The organism is Solirubrobacter ginsenosidimutans (assembly GCF_027587205.1).
In genome coordinates this window covers 17,025-34,895 of record NZ_JAPDOD010000072.1, presented here as the reverse complement: position 1 = coordinate 34,895, position 17,871 = coordinate 17,025, and the positions used below count along the sequence as shown (strand labels likewise).

Below are 17,871 nucleotides of genomic sequence, written 5' to 3'. Positions count from 1 at the left end.
CGGGCTCGCGGACGCCCTGCGGCGCCGCGCCGCGGACGCGCTCGGCGCGTACGAGGCCGCGCGGTCGCCGCTCGACCGCGGGCCCGCGCCCGCGCGCGTCGTTCCGTACGGGCGGGTGCCGTTCGTGCCCGGGGCGGCGATCGTCGTGCGCCGGCACCTGCGGTTCGACGAGACGCTCGAAGGCGGGGAGGACGTCGAGTTCGCGTGGCGGGTGCCGTACGTGCGCTACGAGCCCGCCGCGCACGTCGCGCACGCGCACCGGACCGATCCCGCGAAGTGGTTCACGCGCCGCGTCTACTACGGGCGCACCGCCGCCGGGATCGCGAAGCGACACCCCGGCAAGGCGCGCCCGCTCAACGTCTCACCATGGACGACGGCCGCGTGGGTCACGCTGGCCGCGAAGCGACCCCCGCTCGCGCTGGCCATCGTGGGCATTGCGACCGCACTCGCCGCCCGCCAGCTCGAAGACGCCGTCCCTGACCCGAAACGCACCGCCTTCGACCTCGTCGCCCGCGGCAGCTGGCACTCAGGACGGGTCGTCGCCGACGCCCTGACCCGCGCCTGGTGGCCGCTCTCCGCCGCCGCCGCGCTCACGCTCCCACGTACCCGCGCCCCGCTCGCCGCGGCGCTCGCGACCAAGTCACCGCTCCAGCTCGCTGACGATCTCGCGTACGGCATCGGCCTCTGGCAGGGCTGCTTCCAGCAGCGCACGCTCGACCCGCTTCTGCCCGCAAAAGCATGGACTTTGGATCACTCGACGCTTTAAGGGATACTTCGCGCCGTGAAATGGGCCGTGATCGCGGCTTGGCTCGTCGCCGCGCTCGTCGCGATCCCGTTCCAAGCGAAACTGCAGACGCTCGCCTCCGACGAGAGCGACGCGTTCAAGGACCGCAACGCCGAGTCGACGAAGGTCGACGATCTGATCTCGACCCGCTTCAAGGGCGGGAGCGAGACCACGGCGGTGATCCTCTACGCCAACGAGACGCCGGAGCGGATCGCGACCGACGCGCTCGCACTCTGCAACCCGAAGTCGATCCCGGACATCGTCCGCGTGATCACGCCGGTGCAGCTCGCTTGCGGGGAGCTGCCGCCGATCACGTTCGCGCAGTCGAGCGTGATCAAGGCGACCTCCGAGGACCAGACGACCCAGCTCGTCACGGCTTGGACGAGCCAGGACGCCACCGAGACCGTCGCACGGGACGTCAAGGCCATGCGCGCGAGCGTCTCGGACAAGGCGTTCGTCACCGGCGAGGCGGGCTTCGCGGCCGACCAGACCGCGGCGCTGGAGGGCATCGACACGACGCTGCTGATCGTCACGCTCGCGCTGGTGATCGTCCTGCTCGGCCTGATCTACCGGTCGCCGATCGTCGCGCTCGTGCCGGTGGTCGTCGTCGGCATCGCCTACGTGGTCGCGGCCGCGCTCGCCTACGCGGGCGCCAAGGCGGGCCTCTATCAGGCCACCGGCCAGGCGACGGCGATCCTGATCGTGCTGATGTTCGGCGCCGGCACGGACTACTGCCTGCTCCTGCTCTCGCGCTACCGGGAGGAGATCGGGCACGAGCACGCGATGCGCACGGCCCTCAGGCGGACGGCGCCGGCGATCGTCTCGGCGGGTGGGATCGTCGTCGCCGTGATGCTGGTGCTCGGCCTCGCGGGCTACAACGCGACCCGCTGGATGGGCCCGGTGCTCGCGATCGGCATGGCGGTGACGGTCCTCGCCGGCGTGACCCTCCTGCCCGCGGTGATCTCCGCCCTCGGCCGCTTCCCGCAGCGCAAGCACGCACGCCAGAGCACGATCTGGCCGCGCATCGGCGCGCTCGTGCAGGGCAAGCCGCTGGTGCTCGCCCTGTCGGTCGGCGCCCTGCTCCTCGCGGGCGCGCTCGGGAACCTCAAGAGCACCGAGTCGCTCGACTTCAGCGAGCAGTTCCGCAACCCGCCGGAGTCCGTCCAGGGCCTGCGCAAGCTGCAGGAGAAGTTCCCGCCCGGCCAGGCGGGGCCGGTGGACGTCCTCGTCGACGCCAAGAAGGTCGCCGACGCGCTGCCCGCGCTGCGCGCCCACGTCTACTCCGCCGATCTGGTCGGGTTCTCGGAAGACGGCCTGCTCTCGCTCGTCAAGCTGACGCTCAACGAGGACCCGTTCACCGAGAACGCGACGAAGGCGATCCCGCAGATCCGCGCCCAGGCGCGCGGCCTGGACCCGAAGGCGCTCGTCGGCGGGCCGACGGCGGAGATCTTCGACAACGAGCACCGCCTCAGCCAGGACGCCAAGCTGATCGTCCCGCTCGCGCTGGCGCTGGTGTTCGTCATCGTCGCGTTCCTGCTGCGAAGTCTGATCGCGCCGATTTACGTGATCGCCACGGTGCTGCTCTCCTACGCGTTCGCGCTCGGGGTCTCAACGATCGTCTTCGGCAAGTCCGATCCCGCCCAGCCGCTGTTCACGTTCGTGTTCCTGGTGGCGCTGGGGGTGGACTACAACATCTTCCTGATCACCCGCATCCGTGAGGAGGGAGACGTCGTCAAGGGCCTGGTCAAGACGGGCGGCGTGATCACCAGCGCGGGCCTGATCCTCGCGGGCACCTTCTGCACGCTGCTGGCCACCGAGCTCGAGAGCCTCTTCCAAGTCGGGTTCACCGTGGCCCTCGGGCTGTTGGTCGACACCTTCCTGATCCGCATCTTCCTCGTCCCGTCGATCGCGCTCCTTCTACGATCAAGAGCCATATGAGCGAGATCGCCCCTCGTGCCGCCGTGGTTGGTGCCGGCCCGTCCGGCTTCTACGCGACCGACCAGCTCCTGAAAGCCGGTTTCGAGGTCGACCTGCTCGAGGTCCTCCCGACGCCGTTCGGCCTGGTCCGCGCCGGCGTGGCGCCTGATCACCCCAAGATCAAGAGCGTCACCCGCGTGTACGAGAAGACCGCCAAGCACCCGGGCTTTCGCTTCTACGGGAGCGTCGAGCTCGGCGAGCACATCAGCCGCCAGGACCTGCTCGACCGCTACCACGTCGTGCTCTACGCGGTCGGCACCGCGAGCGACAACCGCCTCGGCATCCCCGGTGAGGACCGCCCCGGCAGTCACGGTGCCCTTGAGTTCGTGGCCTGGTACAACGGCCACCCGGACTACGCCGACCACGAGTTCGACTTGAGCGCGACCCGCGCGGTCGTGATCGGCAACGGCAACGTGGCCGTGGACGTCGCCCGCATGCTCGTGCTGGACCCGGACGAGGTCGCGGCCACCGACACCGCCGATCACGCCGTCCAGCCGCTCGCCTCGGCCTCCGTACACGAGGTGATCGTGCTCGGCCGCCGCGGCCCGGCGCAGGCCGCCTTCACCACGCCCGAGCTGCGCGAGCTGGGCGAGCTCACCCGCGCCGACATCATCGTCGACCCCGCCGACATGGAGCTCGACGCCTTCAGCGCGAACTGGCTCCAGACCGAGGGCGACCCGACCAACAAGCGCAACGTCGAGCTGATGCGCGAGTACTCGCAGCGCGAGCCCCACGGTCACGACCACCGCGTCGACCTGCGCTTCCTGCGCTCGCCCGTCGAGATCCTGGGCGAGGGCGAGGACGGCCGCGTCACGGGCATCCGGATCGTCAAGAACGAGATCGTCGACGGCCGCGCGGTGTCCACCGGCGAGGAGGAAGTGATCTCCTGCGGCCTCGTGATCCGCTCGATCGGCTACCGCGGCGCCCCGCTGGCCGGCATCCCGTTCGACGAGCGCAAGGGCCTGATCTCCAACCTCGGCGGCCGTGTGCTCGGCGAGAGCGGCGAGCACGAGGTGGGCGAGTACGTGGTCGGCTGGGTCAAGCGCGGCCCCTCCGGTGTGATCGGGACCAACAAGAAGGACGCGACCGACACCGTCGCCCGGATCCTCGAGGACCGCGACGCGGGCAAGCTGAACACGCCCAAGAACGCCGATGCGGCCGCCTGCGAGCAGTTCCTCTCCCAGCAGTGCCCGGAACTGGTCACGTGGGAGGGCTGGCGCGCGATCGACGCCCACGAGACCGGCCTCGGCGAGCCGCTGGGCCGCCCGCGCGTGAAGCTCGTGCGCACGGGCGAGATGATCGACATCGCCTCCGGCGCGCTGCGCTAGGCGCCGGAGCGCTGGAGTCGCGCCAACCGCAGCGCGACGTGGCAGAGGAGCCGGTCCTCGCCGCGGTTGAGATCCACGCCGGCGACCTCTTCGATCCTGCGCAGCCGGTAGTAGAGGCTCGTGCGGTGCAGCCACAGCTCCGCGGCGGTGCTCTTCACGTCACCCGCGTGATCGAGGTAGGTCTCGAGCGTCAGGACGAGCTGCTCGTGCCCGCCGCTCAGCAGCTTGCGCAGCCCTTCGGGGATGTCGTCGTAGGCGGTCGGCGGGAGCGCGGTGAGGAGCCGGTAGGCGCGCATCTCGTCCCAGCGCGCGAGGTCCTCGCCGCGGTCCTCGGCCATCCGCAGCGCCGCGAGCGCGCGGCGGTAGGAGCTGCGGGTCTCGCTCAGCTCGCTCACGGCGTCACCCTCGCCCACGTGGGCCGCGGTGCCCTCGGGCACGACGCTGCGCAGCGTCTCGGCGAGCTGTGCCCCACGCATCGACGCCTGCGCGCCCACCACACACACCGCCCGCCCGCCGATCTCCGCGCACAGCGAGTGCTTGACCGGGACGCGGGCGCGGAAGCGGTCGATCGCGTCCGAGACGGCGCTGCCCGAGCCGGCGATGACGATCAGCGGGCGCGGCGGGACGTAGTGATCGGCCTCGAGCACCGCAGCAGCGCCGGCTGAGGCGCGGGTGTCGGGGGAGAGCAGGGCCGAGAGCAGCTCCTGCTCGCGGCGGCGGCGGTCGAGCTGGGTGTCGGCTTCGGACTGCAGCACGCCCGCGGCCTCGGTCGCGGCCTCGCGCGCGAGCCGCAGCTCGCCGTCGTCGACCGGCGGGTCCTCGATCAGCCAGAGGAAGCCGAGGCGGCGGCCGGCGCGCAGGATCGGGATGCAGATCCGCGCCTCCATCCCGATCCCCGGGAACGCGGGGATGCGGACCGGCTCCAGCGCACTGCGGATGCCCTGGCCGAAGAGCGTGTCGCGGGCGGCGTCCGGGGCCGTGCGGCCGAGGATGCTCGCGGTCCGCACGCTGTCGAGCTCGCCGAACTGGATGCTGTACGCGAGCGGGCGCAGGTCGACGTCGTCGACGAGGACGGGTCGCCCGAGGCGCACGCTGAGGGCGTCGACGATCTCCTGAAGTCCGGCCTCCACGGCCGAATCATGATGGCTCACACCGGACGGACCCTCAGACGACGAGTCCGTGACGCATCGTGTCCTCCGTCACCACACGGGGCTCGACGAAGTGGAAGAGGTAGTCAGGCCCGCCGGCCTTGGTTCCGGTGCCGCTCAGCCGGTTGCCGCCGAACGGCTGGCGGCCGACCATCGCGCCGGTGATGTGGCGGTTGACGTAGAGGTTGCCGACCGGCAGCGCGCGGCTCACCCGCTCGACCGTGCCGGGGTCGCGGCTGAACAGGCCGCCGGTCAGCGCGAACGGCGAGTCGGAGACGATCTCACACGCCTCGTCGACGCTCGCCACCCGCTGGACCGCGAGCAACGGGCCGAAGATCTCCTCCTCCGCGACCCGGCTCCCGCGGGGGAGCCCGTCGACCACGGCGGGCGCGACGAAGTGGCCGTGCTCGGGCGCATCGCTCGGCTGATAGATGCGGGCGCCCTCGTCGCGGGCGATCTGCAGGTAGCGCGCCACGCGCTCCTGCGTGGCGGGCTCGATCACGGGCGGGACGTCGACGCCGAAGCGCTGCGCCTGGTCGACGAGCAGCGCCTCGACGGCGCCGTGCAGGCGCTCGAGCAGCGCGTCGGCGATCCGCTCGTGCACGAGCGCTCGGCTCGCCGCGCTGCACTTCTGCCCCGCGAAGCCGAAGGCGCTGTAGGCGAGGGCGGGGACGACGTCGTCGAGGTCGGCGTCGGCGTCGACGATCACGCAGTTCTTGCCGCCCATCTCGGCGACGACGCGCTTGAGATGGCGCTGCCCGGGGGCGAGCTCGGTGCTCTTGCGCAGGATCTCGAGGCCGACGGCGCCCGAGCCCGTGAACGCGATCGTGTGAACGCCGGGGTGGGCGACGAGCGCGGCGCCGACGTCTCCCTCGCCGGGGAGGAAGTTGATGACGCCCTCGGGGACCCCGGCGGTGAGCAGGGCCTCGACGACCGCGTGCGCGCAGGCGGGTGACTGCTCGGCCGGCTTCAACACGACGCCGTTGCCGGTCGCCAGGCCCGCGGCGACCATGCCGCAGGGGATCGCGAGCGGGAAGTTCCACGGGCCGATCACCGCGACGACGCCGCGGGCGGCGTAGCGGATGGTGTTGCGCTCGCCGGGCAGCTGCACGAGGCCGTTGCTGCCCTCGAGCGCGATCGCCTGCTGCGCGTAGTACTCGAGGAAGTCGATCGCCTCGCACACGTCGGCGTCGGCCTCCGCCCACGGCTTCGCGCACTCGCGGACGGCCAGCGCGGCGAGCGTGGAGCGGCGGCGGCGCAGCTCACCGGCGGCCCGCGAGAGGATCGCGGCGCGCGCGTGCGCGCCGCGATCCTCCCACGCGGGTGCCGCGGCGCTTGCGGCGCGGACCGCGGCATCGACGTCGGCGGTGGTCGCCGACGTCGCCAGCGCGACGACCCGGTCGGGGGCACCCGGGTCCGTCGATTCGAAGGAGGGGGCGTCGCGGCGGTCGCCGCCGACGATCACCGGCACGCGCAGCGGGAGCTGGGCGTCGAGCGCCGCCAGGGCGTCGACGAGCGTCTCGCGCACGGGGGCACGGCGCAGTTCGAGGAGGGGTTCGTTGATGAAGTTCATGGGGCGGCGAGAAGTTGGTCGAGGTCATCGCCGCGGGAACGGCTCAGCAGGAAGGAATCGTTGGAGGTGTTCTCGAGCAGCCGGCGCACGAGGTAGCTCATGCCGGCGACGAGGTCTCCCACGGGGCAATACGTGCGAACGCGGAGATCCATGCCGGCGAGCGCCTGCTGGAGGTCGTCGCCGAGGCCGCGAAGGACCTGGAACTCGATGTCTTTGTGGTTCTCCGCGTGGGCGAGCGCGTGGGCGATCGAGCGGACGTTGTGCGACGCGATCGCCGGCCGGACGAGCTGTTTCTCGGCGATCAGGCGGCGGGTGAGGCGCTCGAAGTTGCGATCGCTCTCGACCTTGGCCTCGAAGACCGGCGGCGTCCAGCCGTTCTGGCGCGCCTCGACGGTCTCGTGCTCCCAGTAGGCGCCCTTGACCAGGCGGATCGTCAGCGGCAGCGAGCGCTGGGCGGCCGCGTAGCCCTCGAGCAGGCGGTCGAGTTGCTCGTCCGCGTCGCGCAGGTAGGCCTGCAGGACGATCCCGGCCGACGGTCCGTCGCGGAACTCCGGCTCGTTGAGCAGCTGGATCACGAGCTCGGTGATCAGGTCGCGGGAGTCCATCGACTCCATGTCCACGTGGAGGTGCGCGCCGACGGCTTTGGCCGTTCGGAGGAGGTTGCGGAGCCGGTGCTTGGCGTCCTCGATCCCCAACTCGGGCGCCTCGGCGCGCACGCGGGCGGTGAGCGCGGTGACCTTGACGCTGAGGTTGACCCGCGGAATCGGGCCGTGGGAGTCGGCTTCGAGGGTCTTCTGCGCGGGCCAGTTCGCCGCCGCCCGGGCGAGCGTTCTCAGGGCCTCGTTGCAGCGCTGGGCGTAGCGGTCGGCCTCGGCGGCGGTGACGGTCGCCTCGCCGAGCAGGTCCACGGAGGTCGCGGCGCCGCTGGTCCACAGGCGCTGGAGGGCGGGCACGGCCTCGGCGGGCCCGGCGCCGACGATGAACCGCTTGGCCATCCGGTGCACCGCGATGCCGGCCACGCTGCCCACGGCGTACCGCGTGGAGGGGCGCAGCGACGCGCGGCGCGCGGCTTTGACGGGCGCGAGCGGCCGCTCCACCTCGCCGAGGAGAGAGGCGAGGTGGGCGGCCACTTCGCGCGGCCCCGAGCACGCCGGGGCCACGTCTACAAGACGGAAGAGCGCCGCCTTCAAAGCTGGATCGCGCGAGAGCAGCTCCATGCCGCGGTCCTCGAGTACGCGGGTGCGCCCTCCACCCGCGGCAGCCTGCCCGGCGGCGATCCTGCGGCCGAGCTCGCGGACGCGCTGCTCGCGGTCCGAGTTGGCGGGTGCTGATCCAGGGGCGGGCGGAAGGAGTGTCCTCATTCGCGGCGCGACGCTATGCCCTCGCGAGTTCCGTCACCATCATCAGCCGTCCGGAGTTCCTTCGACGGTTGTTCAATCCTGGTTGAGGCTGAATGCACGCGATCGAGTTTCACGGTGCCGAAGTGCTCGAGCTCGTCGAGCGGCCCGACCCTGCCCCGGGGGAGGGGCAGCTGTTGATCGCGCCGACGGCCGTGGGCATCTGCGGCACCGACATCGAGATCTTCGACGGCTCGCTCGCCTACTTCCGGATGGGGATCGCGGCGTATCCCATCGTGCCGGGACACGAATGGACGGGCACCGTTGTCGAGGTCGGCGCGGGCGTGAGCGGGTTCGCGGCGGGTGACCGGGTGGTCGGAGAGGTCGCGATCGGCTGCGGCGTCTGCGTGCGCTGCCTGGCGGGCCGAGCGCACCTGTGCGGTCGCCGCACCGAGACGGGCATCGTCCACATGGACGGCGCGATGGCCTCGCGGATGCTCTATCCGGCGGCGCACGCCCACAGGGTGGAACTCGAGCCGCGCGCGGGCGCGCTGGTCGAGCCGACCTCGGTCGCGCTGCACGCGGTCCGTCGCGGGCGGGTCGCGGGACAGCGGGTGCTGATCGTGGGCGCGGGGCCGATCGGCCTCCTCGCCGCGCAGTGCGCCCGCGCGGAGGGTGCCGCGTCGGTGGTGGTGACCGACACCCGCGAGGACCGCTTGACGCTCGCCGCCGCGCTGGGCTTCCCGCGCGCGACCGTGCCGGCGGGCGAGGCGCACGACGATCCGCACGCCGGCCACGCCCACGGCCCGCTCACCCCGAGCGGCGGCTGGGGCGACCCCGCGGCCATGCGCGCGATCCTCGACGCGATCGGCGAGCAGGACCTGATCGACGTCGCGATCCTCTGCGCCGGCGGCCCCGCGGCCATCGCCGCGGCGTTCGCGGCCGTGCGCCCGGGCGGGACCGTCGTCGCCGTCGGCCTCTCAGGCGCGCCGACGATCCCGTTCGACTGGGACGGCATGGTCGTCCGCGACGTCGACCTGATCGGCGTCCTCGGCTCGGTCGGCTACTGGCCGGACGCGATCGAGCTGATCACGAGCGGCCGCGTCCAGACCGAGCCGCTGGTCACCGGCGCCTACCCGCTCGACCGCACCCGCGACGCGCTCGAGCAGCTCGTCAAGGCGGGCACGTTGAAGGTCCTGATCGAGCCGGGCCGCTAGAGGTCCCCGTCCGGGATCACGCCCGCGAGGATCGCCTTCACCTGGACCGGCGTGAACGGCGCGTCGAACAACACCCGGTCTTCGTGGAAGGCCCGGAAGAGGTGGACGATGTAGTGCATCCGCTGGTGCAGGTCGGACCAGTCGGTGGCGCCCGAGTGGTCGACGCCCGACGGCTCGAACATCGCGACCAGCGCCGCCAGCTCCTCGTCGGAGAGCACCCGCAGGACCTCGGGGAACGGGTCGTCGAGGTTCGCGCCGAGCAGCAGGATGCGGCCCGGGACCGAGAGCACCATCAGCGAGTGGGTGATGATCTCGCGCGACAGCTCCGCGAGCCAGCCCTGCACCGGCGCCGCGAGCAGCCCCGCGGCCTTCTGGACCCGCGGGCGGCGGTTCGGGCACAGGCGGCGGCCCAGTTCCTCGGCGGTGATCGTCGCGGCGTCGAGCGCCTCGCAGATCTCCGGCTGCAGGCGGGTCTGCTCGTGCAGGCCGATCTCGAGGTTCGCCAGCAGCAGCTCCTGCGGACCGGACGCGGGGTCCGAGTAGCGGGTGAACGCGGAGCGCAGCAGCCGCTGGCCATCTGGCGGGTCGCCGGCGCGCAATCCGCTCAGGAACGTGTCGAGATCCGCCGCCGCCAGCCAGCGCGCGAACTCGTAGCCGATCTCCTCGAAGACCTTGCGGTTGCCGCGCGCGACGGCGTCGCTCGCCAGTTCGACGGCGTCGAACGGCGTGTGCAGGCGACCCATCAGACGGCCGAGCCGCGACCCACGGTTCAGCAGCCCGCGCCGCAGCAGCCAGCGCCCGAAGGTCCGCAGCGGGTGCAGCAGCGAGCCGCCGCCCAGGCGGTCCGTCAGCACGTCCAGCGCGTCCTCGCCGCGGATCGTCGCACCCGCCTGGCGCGACGCCCACGTCGCGAACACGCACCAGTTCGCGCCGCTTGAACCCCGCTCCGCGACCGCCGCCGCGAGCAGCGAGTACGCGTGGGTGATCTCGAGGTTGCGCAGGACCGGGCTCTCGATCGCCGCAATGCGCTGCACATCCGCCGGTGACACGGTCGCCATGGTCGGTTAGGGTCCCAAATGAGGCAGTCGATGTACGACGCCATCGTGATCGGAGCCCGGTGCGCGGGCGCGGCGACGGCCATGCTCCTCGCGAGGAGCGGTCGCGACGTGCTGCTGGTCGACCGCGCGCGGTTCGGCAGCGACATCCCGCACGGGCACTTCATCCACCGGCACGGTCCGCGGCGCCTGAGTGAGTGGGGTCTGCTCGACCGGGTCCTGGCCAGCGGCTGCCCGCGGGTCACGCAGTTCACCTCGGACATGGGCGACTTCCCGCTCACCGGGACCGAGCTCGAAGCCGGCGGCATCCCGATGGGCGTCGGCCCCCGTCGCAGCGCGCTCGACGCGATCCTGGTCGAGGCCGCGATCGAGGCCGGCGCGGAGTATCGGGAGGCGCACCCGGTGCGCAGCCTGTCCTTCGACGGCGACCGCGTCACCGGGATCGAGAGCGAGCAGGCGCGGATCGTGATCGGCGCCGACGGACGCAACTCGGGCGTCGCCAAGCAGGTCGGCGCGCCCGTCCTGCGCGAGCAGCCCGCGATCTCCGTGTGGTACTTCAGCTACTGGAGCGGCGTCCCGGAGCCCGGACTCTCGGTGATCGTCCGCGACCGCACGGCGGTGTTCGCGTTCCCGACCAACGACGATCTGTTCGGGGTCTTCATCGCGTGGCCGCTGACCGAGCTCGCGCGCGTCAAGCGCGACATCGACGCGGCGATGTACGAGGTGATCGACGCCACGCCGGGGCTCGGCGAGCGCATCCGGGCGGGTCGGCGCGAGGAGCGCGTGTGCGGGGCGACCCAGCTGCCGAACTTCGTGCGCCGGTCCCACGGTCCGGGCTGGGCGCTGGTCGGGGACGCCGGCGTGCACAAGGATCCGTTCATGGCGCTCGGCGTCTGCGACGCGCTGCGCGACGCCGAGTTGCTGGCTCAATCGTTCGACGACCTTCCCGAGTACGAGCGCCGCCGCGACGCGGCGACGCTTGAGGACTTCGACGCCAACTTCGGGGCGGCGCACCTGATGGCGCCGCCCGAGTTGCTCGCGTTCCGGCAGACCCTGCGCGGCGACCAGGCCGCGACGAACCGCTTCTACCTGCAGCGCGAGGGGATGGTCGCTTAGACGGTCTTGGTTCCGATCACGGCCGAGAGCGTCTCACCCGCGAGGGCGACGGACTCGAGGTCGTGAACGTCGGGCATCGAGAACGTGATGCCGTCCAGGCCCGCGTCGAGGTACGCCTGCACCTGCGCCGCGACCTCGTCCGGCTCACCCACGAAGGCCTGCGCCCGCGCGCGATCCGGGTCCGCCGCACCGGCCACGGCCGGCTCGAGCTTCGCCATCGCCGCCTCGTGGGTGGGCGCGATGTACATCGTCCCCATCCGCGTCTTGGTGATCTCGCCCATGTCACGGCCGAGGGTGTCGCAGTGGCCTTCGAGCACCCCGAGCAGGTGCTTGACCCGCTCGACGTCGCCGAACAGGTTCGACCCGTCGGCGTACTGCGCGACCATCCGCAGCGTCTTGCGCTCGCCGCTGCCGCCGATCAGGATCGGGATGTCGCCGCGGATCGGCTTCGGGTTGTTGAAGGCCCCCTCTACGCGGTGATGCTTGCCCGCGTAGGTCGATACAGGCTCGGTGAACATCATGCGGGTGATGTTCAGCGCGTCCTCCAGGCGCTCGAAGCGCTCCTTCAGCGGCGGGAAGTCGTACCCGTAGGCCAGGTGCTCCGCCTCGAACCACGCCGCGCCGATGCCCAGCACGGCACGCCCGCCGGAGATGATGTCGATCGTGGTCGTGAGCTTGGCGACCAGCGCGGGGTTGCGATACGTCACGCCGCCGACCAGCAGGCCGAGGTTGATCTTGGAGGTTCGCGCGCCCAGGGCGGCGAGGATCGCGTTGCCCTCCATCATCCAGTTCTCCGCCGGGCCGACCGGCGGGATCTGGTGGAGGTGGTCCATCATCGAGATGGAGCTGAAGCCGGACTCCTCGGCGGTCTGGGCGATCTCGACGAGCTTCTCGAAGAACGCCTCAGGCGAGGTGTCCGGCCAGTTGAAGTTCGGGACGTGCAGGTCCAGCTGAAACGGTGCGCGCATGGTGGTTCACACGCTACCCCTCGCGTGCTCCATGAACGCCCGTGCCGCGGGAGATGAAGGCCCGCCCGGGCGCCAGGCCAGCGCGATCTGCCCGCGCAGGCCGAGCGCGAGCGTGTGCAGGCCGGCGGCGGCCGGCTCGGGGAGGATCGCGACGCCGAGCCCGCGCGCGGCCAGCTGGGCTAGCACGCTCGGGTCCGACGCTTCGAACGCCACCCGCGCGCGCACACCCTTGGCGTCCCACAGCGCTCGCACCCCGGTCCCGCGCGGCAGGCAGATGAGCGGGTAGGCGGCGAGCTCCGCCGGCTCGATCGCTTCACGCCGTGCCAGCGGGTGTCCTGGGTGGACGGCGGCCACGACCGCGGCGTCGATGATCACGTGCGTCTCGACGCCCTCGGGCGGATTCGGGCCAAGCGACGCGCACGCCAGATCGAGCTCGCCGGAGCGCAGCGCGGCGAAGAGCGCGTCCGACGCGTCTTCGATCAGTGTGATCTCGACCTCCGGGTGCAGCGCGTTGAACGACGCCAGCAAGTCGGTCAGCGTCACCGCCGGCCCCGCCGTCACCATCCCGACCCGCACATGCCCGCGGGTGAGCCCGCGCAGCGCGTCGACCGCCTCGCGCACCCCGCCCACCGCGGCCAGCGCCGCCCGCGCGAACGGCAGCACCGCCGCGCCCGCCTCGGTCAGCGTCACCGTCCGGCCGCCGCGATCGAGGAGTGCGATGCCCAGTTCGGCCTCGAGCCGCCGCACCTGCGCGCTCACGCCCGACTGCGCGACGAGCACGCGTTCGGCGGCACGCGTGAAGCTCGCCTCCTCGACCACCGCGACGAAGTACTCCAGCTGCCGCAGTTCCATACGCAGCGATGCTAGCTCCCATCACAACCAGCTGTTGTACGTATGCGGATTCGTGGACACCATGAAGGACATGACCACCGCACAGACACCCGAGGACATCACCCGCCTGTTCGTCGAGCGCGTCAACGCCGGCGATGCGGAGGGGCTCGCGGACCTCTACGAGCCGGACGCGATCATCGCGTTCCCGCCCGGCCAGATCACTCGGGGCCGCGACGCGATCGTCGCGCTCTACGAGGGCATGCTCGCGCAGCAGCCGCACTTCGAGTACGAGGAGCCGCTGACCACGCTGATCAGCGGCGACCTCGCGCTGACCGCGACGGAGCCGCAGGATGACGCGGGCGCACGTGCCCAGGTGGTGCGCCGCCAACCGGACGGCCGCTGGCTGCGCGTCCTCGATCGCCCCGACTTCACGCGCGGGTAACCGCTCAGACGCCTCCCAGGAAACTCACAGCTTCGCGGCCGATACTGACCGCGATGAGTGAGAGCAACCGCGTCCTGGTCGTCGACGACGAGCCCAACATCGTCGACGTCATCTCGATGGCCCTGCGGTTCCAGGGCTTCACGGTGGAGGCCGCCGGGACGGGCGCTGAAGCGCTCTCTCAGGTGGCCGCCTTCCGTCCCGACCTGATCGTGCTCGACGTCATGCTCCCCGACATGGAGGGCTTCGAGGTCGCGCGCCGGCTCGGCGCCGAGCGCGCCGGCACGCCGATCATCTTCCTGACCGCCCGCGACGCCCCCGAGGACAAGATCCGCGGGCTCACCACCGGCGGCGACGACTACGTCACCAAGCCGTTCTCGCTCGAGGAGCTGCTGGCGCGCGTGCGCAACGTGCTGCGCCGGTCCGGCCGCGCCGAGCCCGAGTCGAGCCGGTTGTCGTTCGAAGACCTGGAGCTCGACGAGGACTCGCGGGAGGTCTCGCGCGCCGGCGAGCCGATCGAGCTCACCGCCACCGAGTACCGCCTGCTGCGGTACCTGATGCTCAATCCGCGCCGCGTGCTCACCCGCGCGCAGCTGCTCGACCACGTCTGGGACTACGACTTCGGCGGCGACGCGCGGGTGCTGGAGACCTACATCAGCTACCTGCGCAAGAAGCTCGATCAGTTCGGTCCCTCGCTGATCCACACCGTGCGCGGCGTCGGCTACACGCTGAGGACGCCGCGGGCATGATCGCCTCGCTGCGTGGCCGGCTCGTCGCGGGTGTGCTCGTCCTGGCCGCGGCCGGGATGCTGCTCGTCGGCGCGGTCACGTACGCCTCGCAGCGCTCCTTCCTGCTCGACCGCGTCGATGCCCAGCTGACGGGGGCGACGATCGGGCTGCAGCATAAGCTCTCCGGCGACGTCGAGCCCTACGGCGGCGGTGGCGACCGCCGTGGCGGTGGCGGCCCGCCGCCCGGCGGCGGCGCGCCCCAGGACACGTTCGGCCAGCTGCGCGACAGCTCCTCCGGCAAGGTGATCACGTCCGGCTTCCTGGGCCTGGACGAGACGGGGGAGAAGCCCACGCTGCCGGCCGACATCGCCGTCGGCGAGCCGGAGACCGTCGACACGCCGATGGGCGACTACCGCGTGCTCGCGCAGGCCGGCTTCAACGGGACGACGGTCGTTGCCGCGATCCCGATGAGCGCCACCAACCAGACGCTCGAGCGCCTGCTGCTCGTCGAAGGCATCGTGATCGTCGTCGCCCTCGGCTTCATCGGCGGTTTCGCGCTCGTCGTGGTGCGCGTCGGCCTGCTCCCGCTGGATCGCATGGGGCACACCGCGGCGGCGATCGCCGGCGGGGATCTCTCCCACCGCGTCGAGACCACCGACGCGCGCACCGAGGTCGGGCGGCTCGGGCTGGCGCTGAACCGGATGCTCGACCGGCTCGAGGACGCGTTCGCCGCGCGCGAGGCGAGCCAGGAGCGGCTGCGCCGCTTCATCGCCGACGCTTCGCACGAGCTCCGTACGCCCTTGGTATCGATCCGCGGCTACGCGGAGCTCTTCCGCATGGGCGCCGCCCGCGAGCCGGAGGACATCGCCAAGGCGATGCGCCGGATCGAGGACGAGGCCGCGCGCATGGGCGTGCTGGTCGAGGACCTGCTGACGCTGGCGCGGCTGGACGAGGTGCGCGAAGCGGCGCACGGCTCGGTCGACCTCTCGGTGCTCGCCCGCGATGCCGTCGACGACGCCCGCGCGACCGATCCCGACCGTGACATCGAGCTGCACGCCCAGCCGGTCGCCGTCACGGGCGACGCCGACCAGCTGCGCCAGGTGTTCGCGAACCTGCTGCGCAACGCGCTCGTGCACACGCCTTCGGGCACGCCGATCGAGGTCTCCGTGGTGCGCGAGAACGGTGCGGTGAAGCTGCAGGTGCGCGACCACGGGCCAGGCTTGCCGACCGACGACGCCGATGCGCTGTTCGAGCGCTTCTGGCGCGCCGAGGGCGGGCGCGAGCGCGGCAAGGACGGCGCGGGCCTCGGGCTGGCGATCGTCGCCGGGATCGTCGACGGCCACGCCGGGTCGGTGTCGGCTGCGAACGCGCCAGGCGGCGGCGCGGCGTTCGAAGTCCGACTTCCGGTGCGGAACTAGAGCGCTCGGGGATTGTCGATCCCGGATTCCGCGACACAATGGGCTATCGCTCGCGTGCCGGCCCACGTCCGTGTCCAGGCCCTGCTTCGCGACTGGGCGTCCCGGCGGAACTGACCACCCGCCGCACCCCCGGTGCCGGCACGCGAGCACGATAATCCCCTGCGCACAGGTTCCGGCAGGAGGAGAGACATGTCCGTCGATCAGTGGCTCGGCAACTTCGAGAACGCGCTCGCGTCCGGCGACTCGGCGGCCGCGGCCGAGCTTTTCGGCGAGGAGAGCTACTGGCGCGACCTGATCGCCTTCACCTGGAACATCAAGACCGTCGAAGGGCCGGCGGGCGTGCGCGACCTGCTCGAGCACACCGACGCGGGCGCGCACGGCTTCCACACGACCCAGGAGCCGACCGAGGCAGACGGGGTGACCGAGGCGTGGTTCGCCTTCGAGACCGCGGTGGGGCGGGGGAGCGGGATTCTCCGCCTGATCGGCGGCAAGGCGTGGACGCTGCTGACCGCCCTGGACGAGCTGCGCGGGTTCGAGGAGCCGAAGGGCCCGGGACGCCCGCGCGGGGTCGAGCATGGCGCCGACCGCGATCGCCTGTCGTGGCTGGAGCGCCGCGAGAAGGAGGCCTCGGAGCTGGGGTATGTGGAGCAGCCGTATGTGCTCATCGTGGGCGGCGGGCAGGGCGGGATCGCTCTGGGTGCGCGGCTGCGGCAGCTCGACGTGCCGACGATCATCGTCGAGCGCAACGAGCGCCCCGGCGACTCGTGGCGCAAGCGCTACAAGTCGCTCTGCCTGCACGATCCGGTCTGGTACGACCATCTCCCGTACATCAAGTTCCCCGAGAACTGGCCGGTGTTCTCGCCCAAGGACAAGATCGGCGACTGGCTGGAGATGTACACGCGGGTGATGGAGCTCAACTACTGGGGCTCCTCGACGGTGCGTTCGGCCTCGTTCGACGGCTCGGAGTGGGAGGTGGTCGTCGACCGCGCGGGCTCGGAGGTCGTGCTGCGGCCAAAGCAGCTCGTGCTCGCGACGGGCATGTCGTCGCAGCCGAACCAGCTCGCGCTGCCCGGGCAGGACGAGTTCTTGGGTGAGCAGCACCATTCGTCGCGGCACCCGGGTCCGGACGGCTACGTGGGCAAGAAGGTCGTCGTCATCGGGTCCAACAACTCCGCGCATGACATCTGCGCGGCGCTGTGGGAGGCGGGCGTCGATGTCACGATGGTCCAGCGCTCCTCGACGCACATCGTGCGGTCGAGCACGCTGATGGACATCGGGCTGAGCGCGCTGTACTCCGAGGAGGCGGTCGCGGCCGGCGTCACGACCGAGAAGGCGGACATGATCTTCGCGTCGCTTCCGTACGCCGTCCTGCCCGCGCTCCAGATCCCGCTGTATGACCAGATGCGCGAGCGCGACGCCGACTTCTACGCGCGGCTGGAGGCCGCCGGCTTCGACCTGGACTGGGGCGAGGACGGCTCCGGCCTGTTCATGAAGTACCTGCGGCGCGGGTCGGGGTACTACATCGACGTCGGCGCGTCGGAATTGGTGGCATCGGGTGACATCAAATTGGTCAACGGGCAGGTCGCGCGGTTGACCGCGGACTCGGTCGTGATGGAGGACGGGCGCTCGGTGCCCGCCGACGTCATCGTCTATGCCACCGGCTACAAGTCGATGAACGGGTGGGCGGCGGAGCTGATCTCGCCTGAGGTGGCGGACAAGGTGGGCAAGGTCTGGGGCCTGGGCTCGGACACCAAGAAGGACCCGGGCCCGTGGGAGGGCGAGCAGCGCAACATGTGGAAGCCGACGCAGCAGGAGGCGCTGTGGTTCCATGGCGGCAACCTGCACCAGTCGCGCCACTACTCGCTCTATCTGGCGCTGCAGCTGAAGGCGCGGCTGGAAGGCCTCGACACGCCGGTCTACGGATTGCAGGAGGTGCATCATCTCGGCTAGCT

14 protein-coding genes and 1 pseudogene are annotated in these 17,871 nt (G+C 71.6%); 9 read left to right on the top strand and 6 right to left on the bottom strand.

Annotated features, from left to right (window positions below; translation table 11 throughout):
- The 3 genes and pseudogenes from OM076_RS40755 to OM076_RS40745 all read left to right on the top strand — a co-directional run.
- Positions 1-766, top strand: a pseudogene (locus OM076_RS40755) (mycofactocin biosynthesis glycosyltransferase MftF); the annotation flags it as partial.
- 15 nt (positions 767-781) lie between these two features.
- Positions 782-2,722 carry an MMPL family transporter gene (locus tag OM076_RS40750; protein WP_270045947.1) on the top strand — a complete coding sequence of 647 codons (1,941 nt, stop codon included), beginning with the start codon at positions 782-784 and terminating at the stop codon, positions 2,720-2,722.
- On the top strand, positions 2,719-4,089 hold the full coding sequence (locus OM076_RS40745) for an FAD-dependent oxidoreductase (protein ID WP_270045946.1): 1,371 nt from the start codon (positions 2,719-2,721) through the stop codon (positions 4,087-4,089). The genes OM076_RS40750 and OM076_RS40745 overlap by 4 nt, the downstream gene beginning before the upstream one ends.
- Here the strand turns inward: OM076_RS40745 and OM076_RS40740 are convergent.
- From OM076_RS40740 to OM076_RS40730, 3 genes are read right to left on the bottom strand one after another with little or no spacing between them, the layout of a single operon-like run.
- The gene (locus OM076_RS40740) at positions 4,086-5,219 is read right to left on the bottom strand and encodes a PucR family transcriptional regulator (protein WP_270045945.1); all 1,134 of its coding nucleotides are present in this window, start codon (positions 5,217-5,219) and stop codon (positions 4,086-4,088) included. The two genes, OM076_RS40745 and OM076_RS40740, sit on opposite strands and share 4 nt — an antisense overlap.
- 34 nt (positions 5,220-5,253) lie before the next feature.
- A complete protein-coding gene (locus tag OM076_RS40735; protein WP_270045944.1) occupies positions 5,254-6,810 on the bottom strand; it encodes an aldehyde dehydrogenase family protein in 1,557 nt (518 codons plus the stop codon).
- Entirely contained in the window at positions 6,807-8,171 is a 1,365-nt protein-coding gene (locus OM076_RS40730; protein WP_270045943.1) for a proline dehydrogenase family protein, read from the bottom strand. Before OM076_RS40730 ends, OM076_RS40735 begins: the two co-directional genes overlap by 4 nt.
- A gap of 92 nt (positions 8,172-8,263) precedes the next feature.
- On the opposite strand from OM076_RS40730, the gene OM076_RS40725 reads away from it, so the two are divergent.
- Positions 8,264-9,364 carry a zinc-dependent alcohol dehydrogenase gene (locus OM076_RS40725; protein ID WP_270045942.1) on the top strand — a complete coding sequence of 367 codons (1,101 nt, stop codon included), beginning with the start codon at positions 8,264-8,266 and terminating at the stop codon, positions 9,362-9,364.
- Here the strand turns inward: OM076_RS40725 and OM076_RS40720 are convergent.
- Positions 9,361-10,422 (bottom strand): hypothetical protein, encoded by a 1,062-nt coding sequence (locus OM076_RS40720; protein ID WP_270045941.1) that lies wholly within the window; start codon positions 10,420-10,422, stop codon positions 9,361-9,363. The two genes, OM076_RS40725 and OM076_RS40720, sit on opposite strands and share 4 nt — an antisense overlap.
- Positions 10,423-10,452: 30 nt before the next feature.
- On the opposite strand from OM076_RS40720, the gene OM076_RS40715 reads away from it, so the two are divergent.
- Positions 10,453-11,535 (top strand): FAD-dependent oxidoreductase, encoded by a 1,083-nt coding sequence (locus tag OM076_RS40715; protein ID WP_270045940.1) that lies wholly within the window; start codon positions 10,453-10,455, stop codon positions 11,533-11,535.
- Here the strand turns inward: OM076_RS40715 and OM076_RS40710 are convergent.
- Together OM076_RS40710 and OM076_RS40705 are read right to left on the bottom strand one after the other, a co-directional pair.
- Complete coding sequence (locus OM076_RS40710; protein WP_270045939.1) at positions 11,532-12,503, bottom strand: LLM class F420-dependent oxidoreductase; 972 nt, start codon at positions 12,501-12,503, stop codon at positions 11,532-11,534. The two genes, OM076_RS40715 and OM076_RS40710, sit on opposite strands and share 4 nt — an antisense overlap.
- Before the next feature lie 6 nt (positions 12,504-12,509).
- The gene (locus OM076_RS40705; protein ID WP_270045938.1) at positions 12,510-13,355 is read right to left on the bottom strand and encodes a LysR family transcriptional regulator; all 846 of its coding nucleotides are present in this window, start codon (positions 13,353-13,355) and stop codon (positions 12,510-12,512) included.
- Positions 13,356-13,416: 61 nt separating this feature from the next.
- On the opposite strand from OM076_RS40705, the gene OM076_RS40700 reads away from it, so the two are divergent.
- From OM076_RS40700 to OM076_RS40685, 4 genes are all read left to right on the top strand, one after another.
- Positions 13,417-13,776 (top strand): YybH family protein, encoded by a 360-nt coding sequence (locus OM076_RS40700; RefSeq protein WP_372518138.1) that lies wholly within the window; start codon positions 13,417-13,419, stop codon positions 13,774-13,776.
- 44 nt (positions 13,777-13,820) lie between these two features.
- Positions 13,821-14,522 carry a response regulator transcription factor gene (locus tag OM076_RS40695; RefSeq protein WP_372518137.1) on the top strand — a complete coding sequence of 234 codons (702 nt, stop codon included), beginning with the start codon at positions 13,821-13,823 and terminating at the stop codon, positions 14,520-14,522.
- Entirely contained in the window at positions 14,519-15,919 is a 1,401-nt protein-coding gene (locus tag OM076_RS40690) for a sensor histidine kinase (protein ID WP_270045935.1), read from the top strand. The genes OM076_RS40695 and OM076_RS40690 overlap by 4 nt, the downstream gene beginning before the upstream one ends.
- 189 nt (positions 15,920-16,108) lie before the next feature.
- On the top strand, positions 16,109-17,869 hold the full coding sequence (locus OM076_RS40685; protein ID WP_270045934.1) for an NAD(P)/FAD-dependent oxidoreductase: 1,761 nt from the start codon (positions 16,109-16,111) through the stop codon (positions 17,867-17,869).
- Positions 17,870-17,871: the final 2 nt, after the last annotated feature.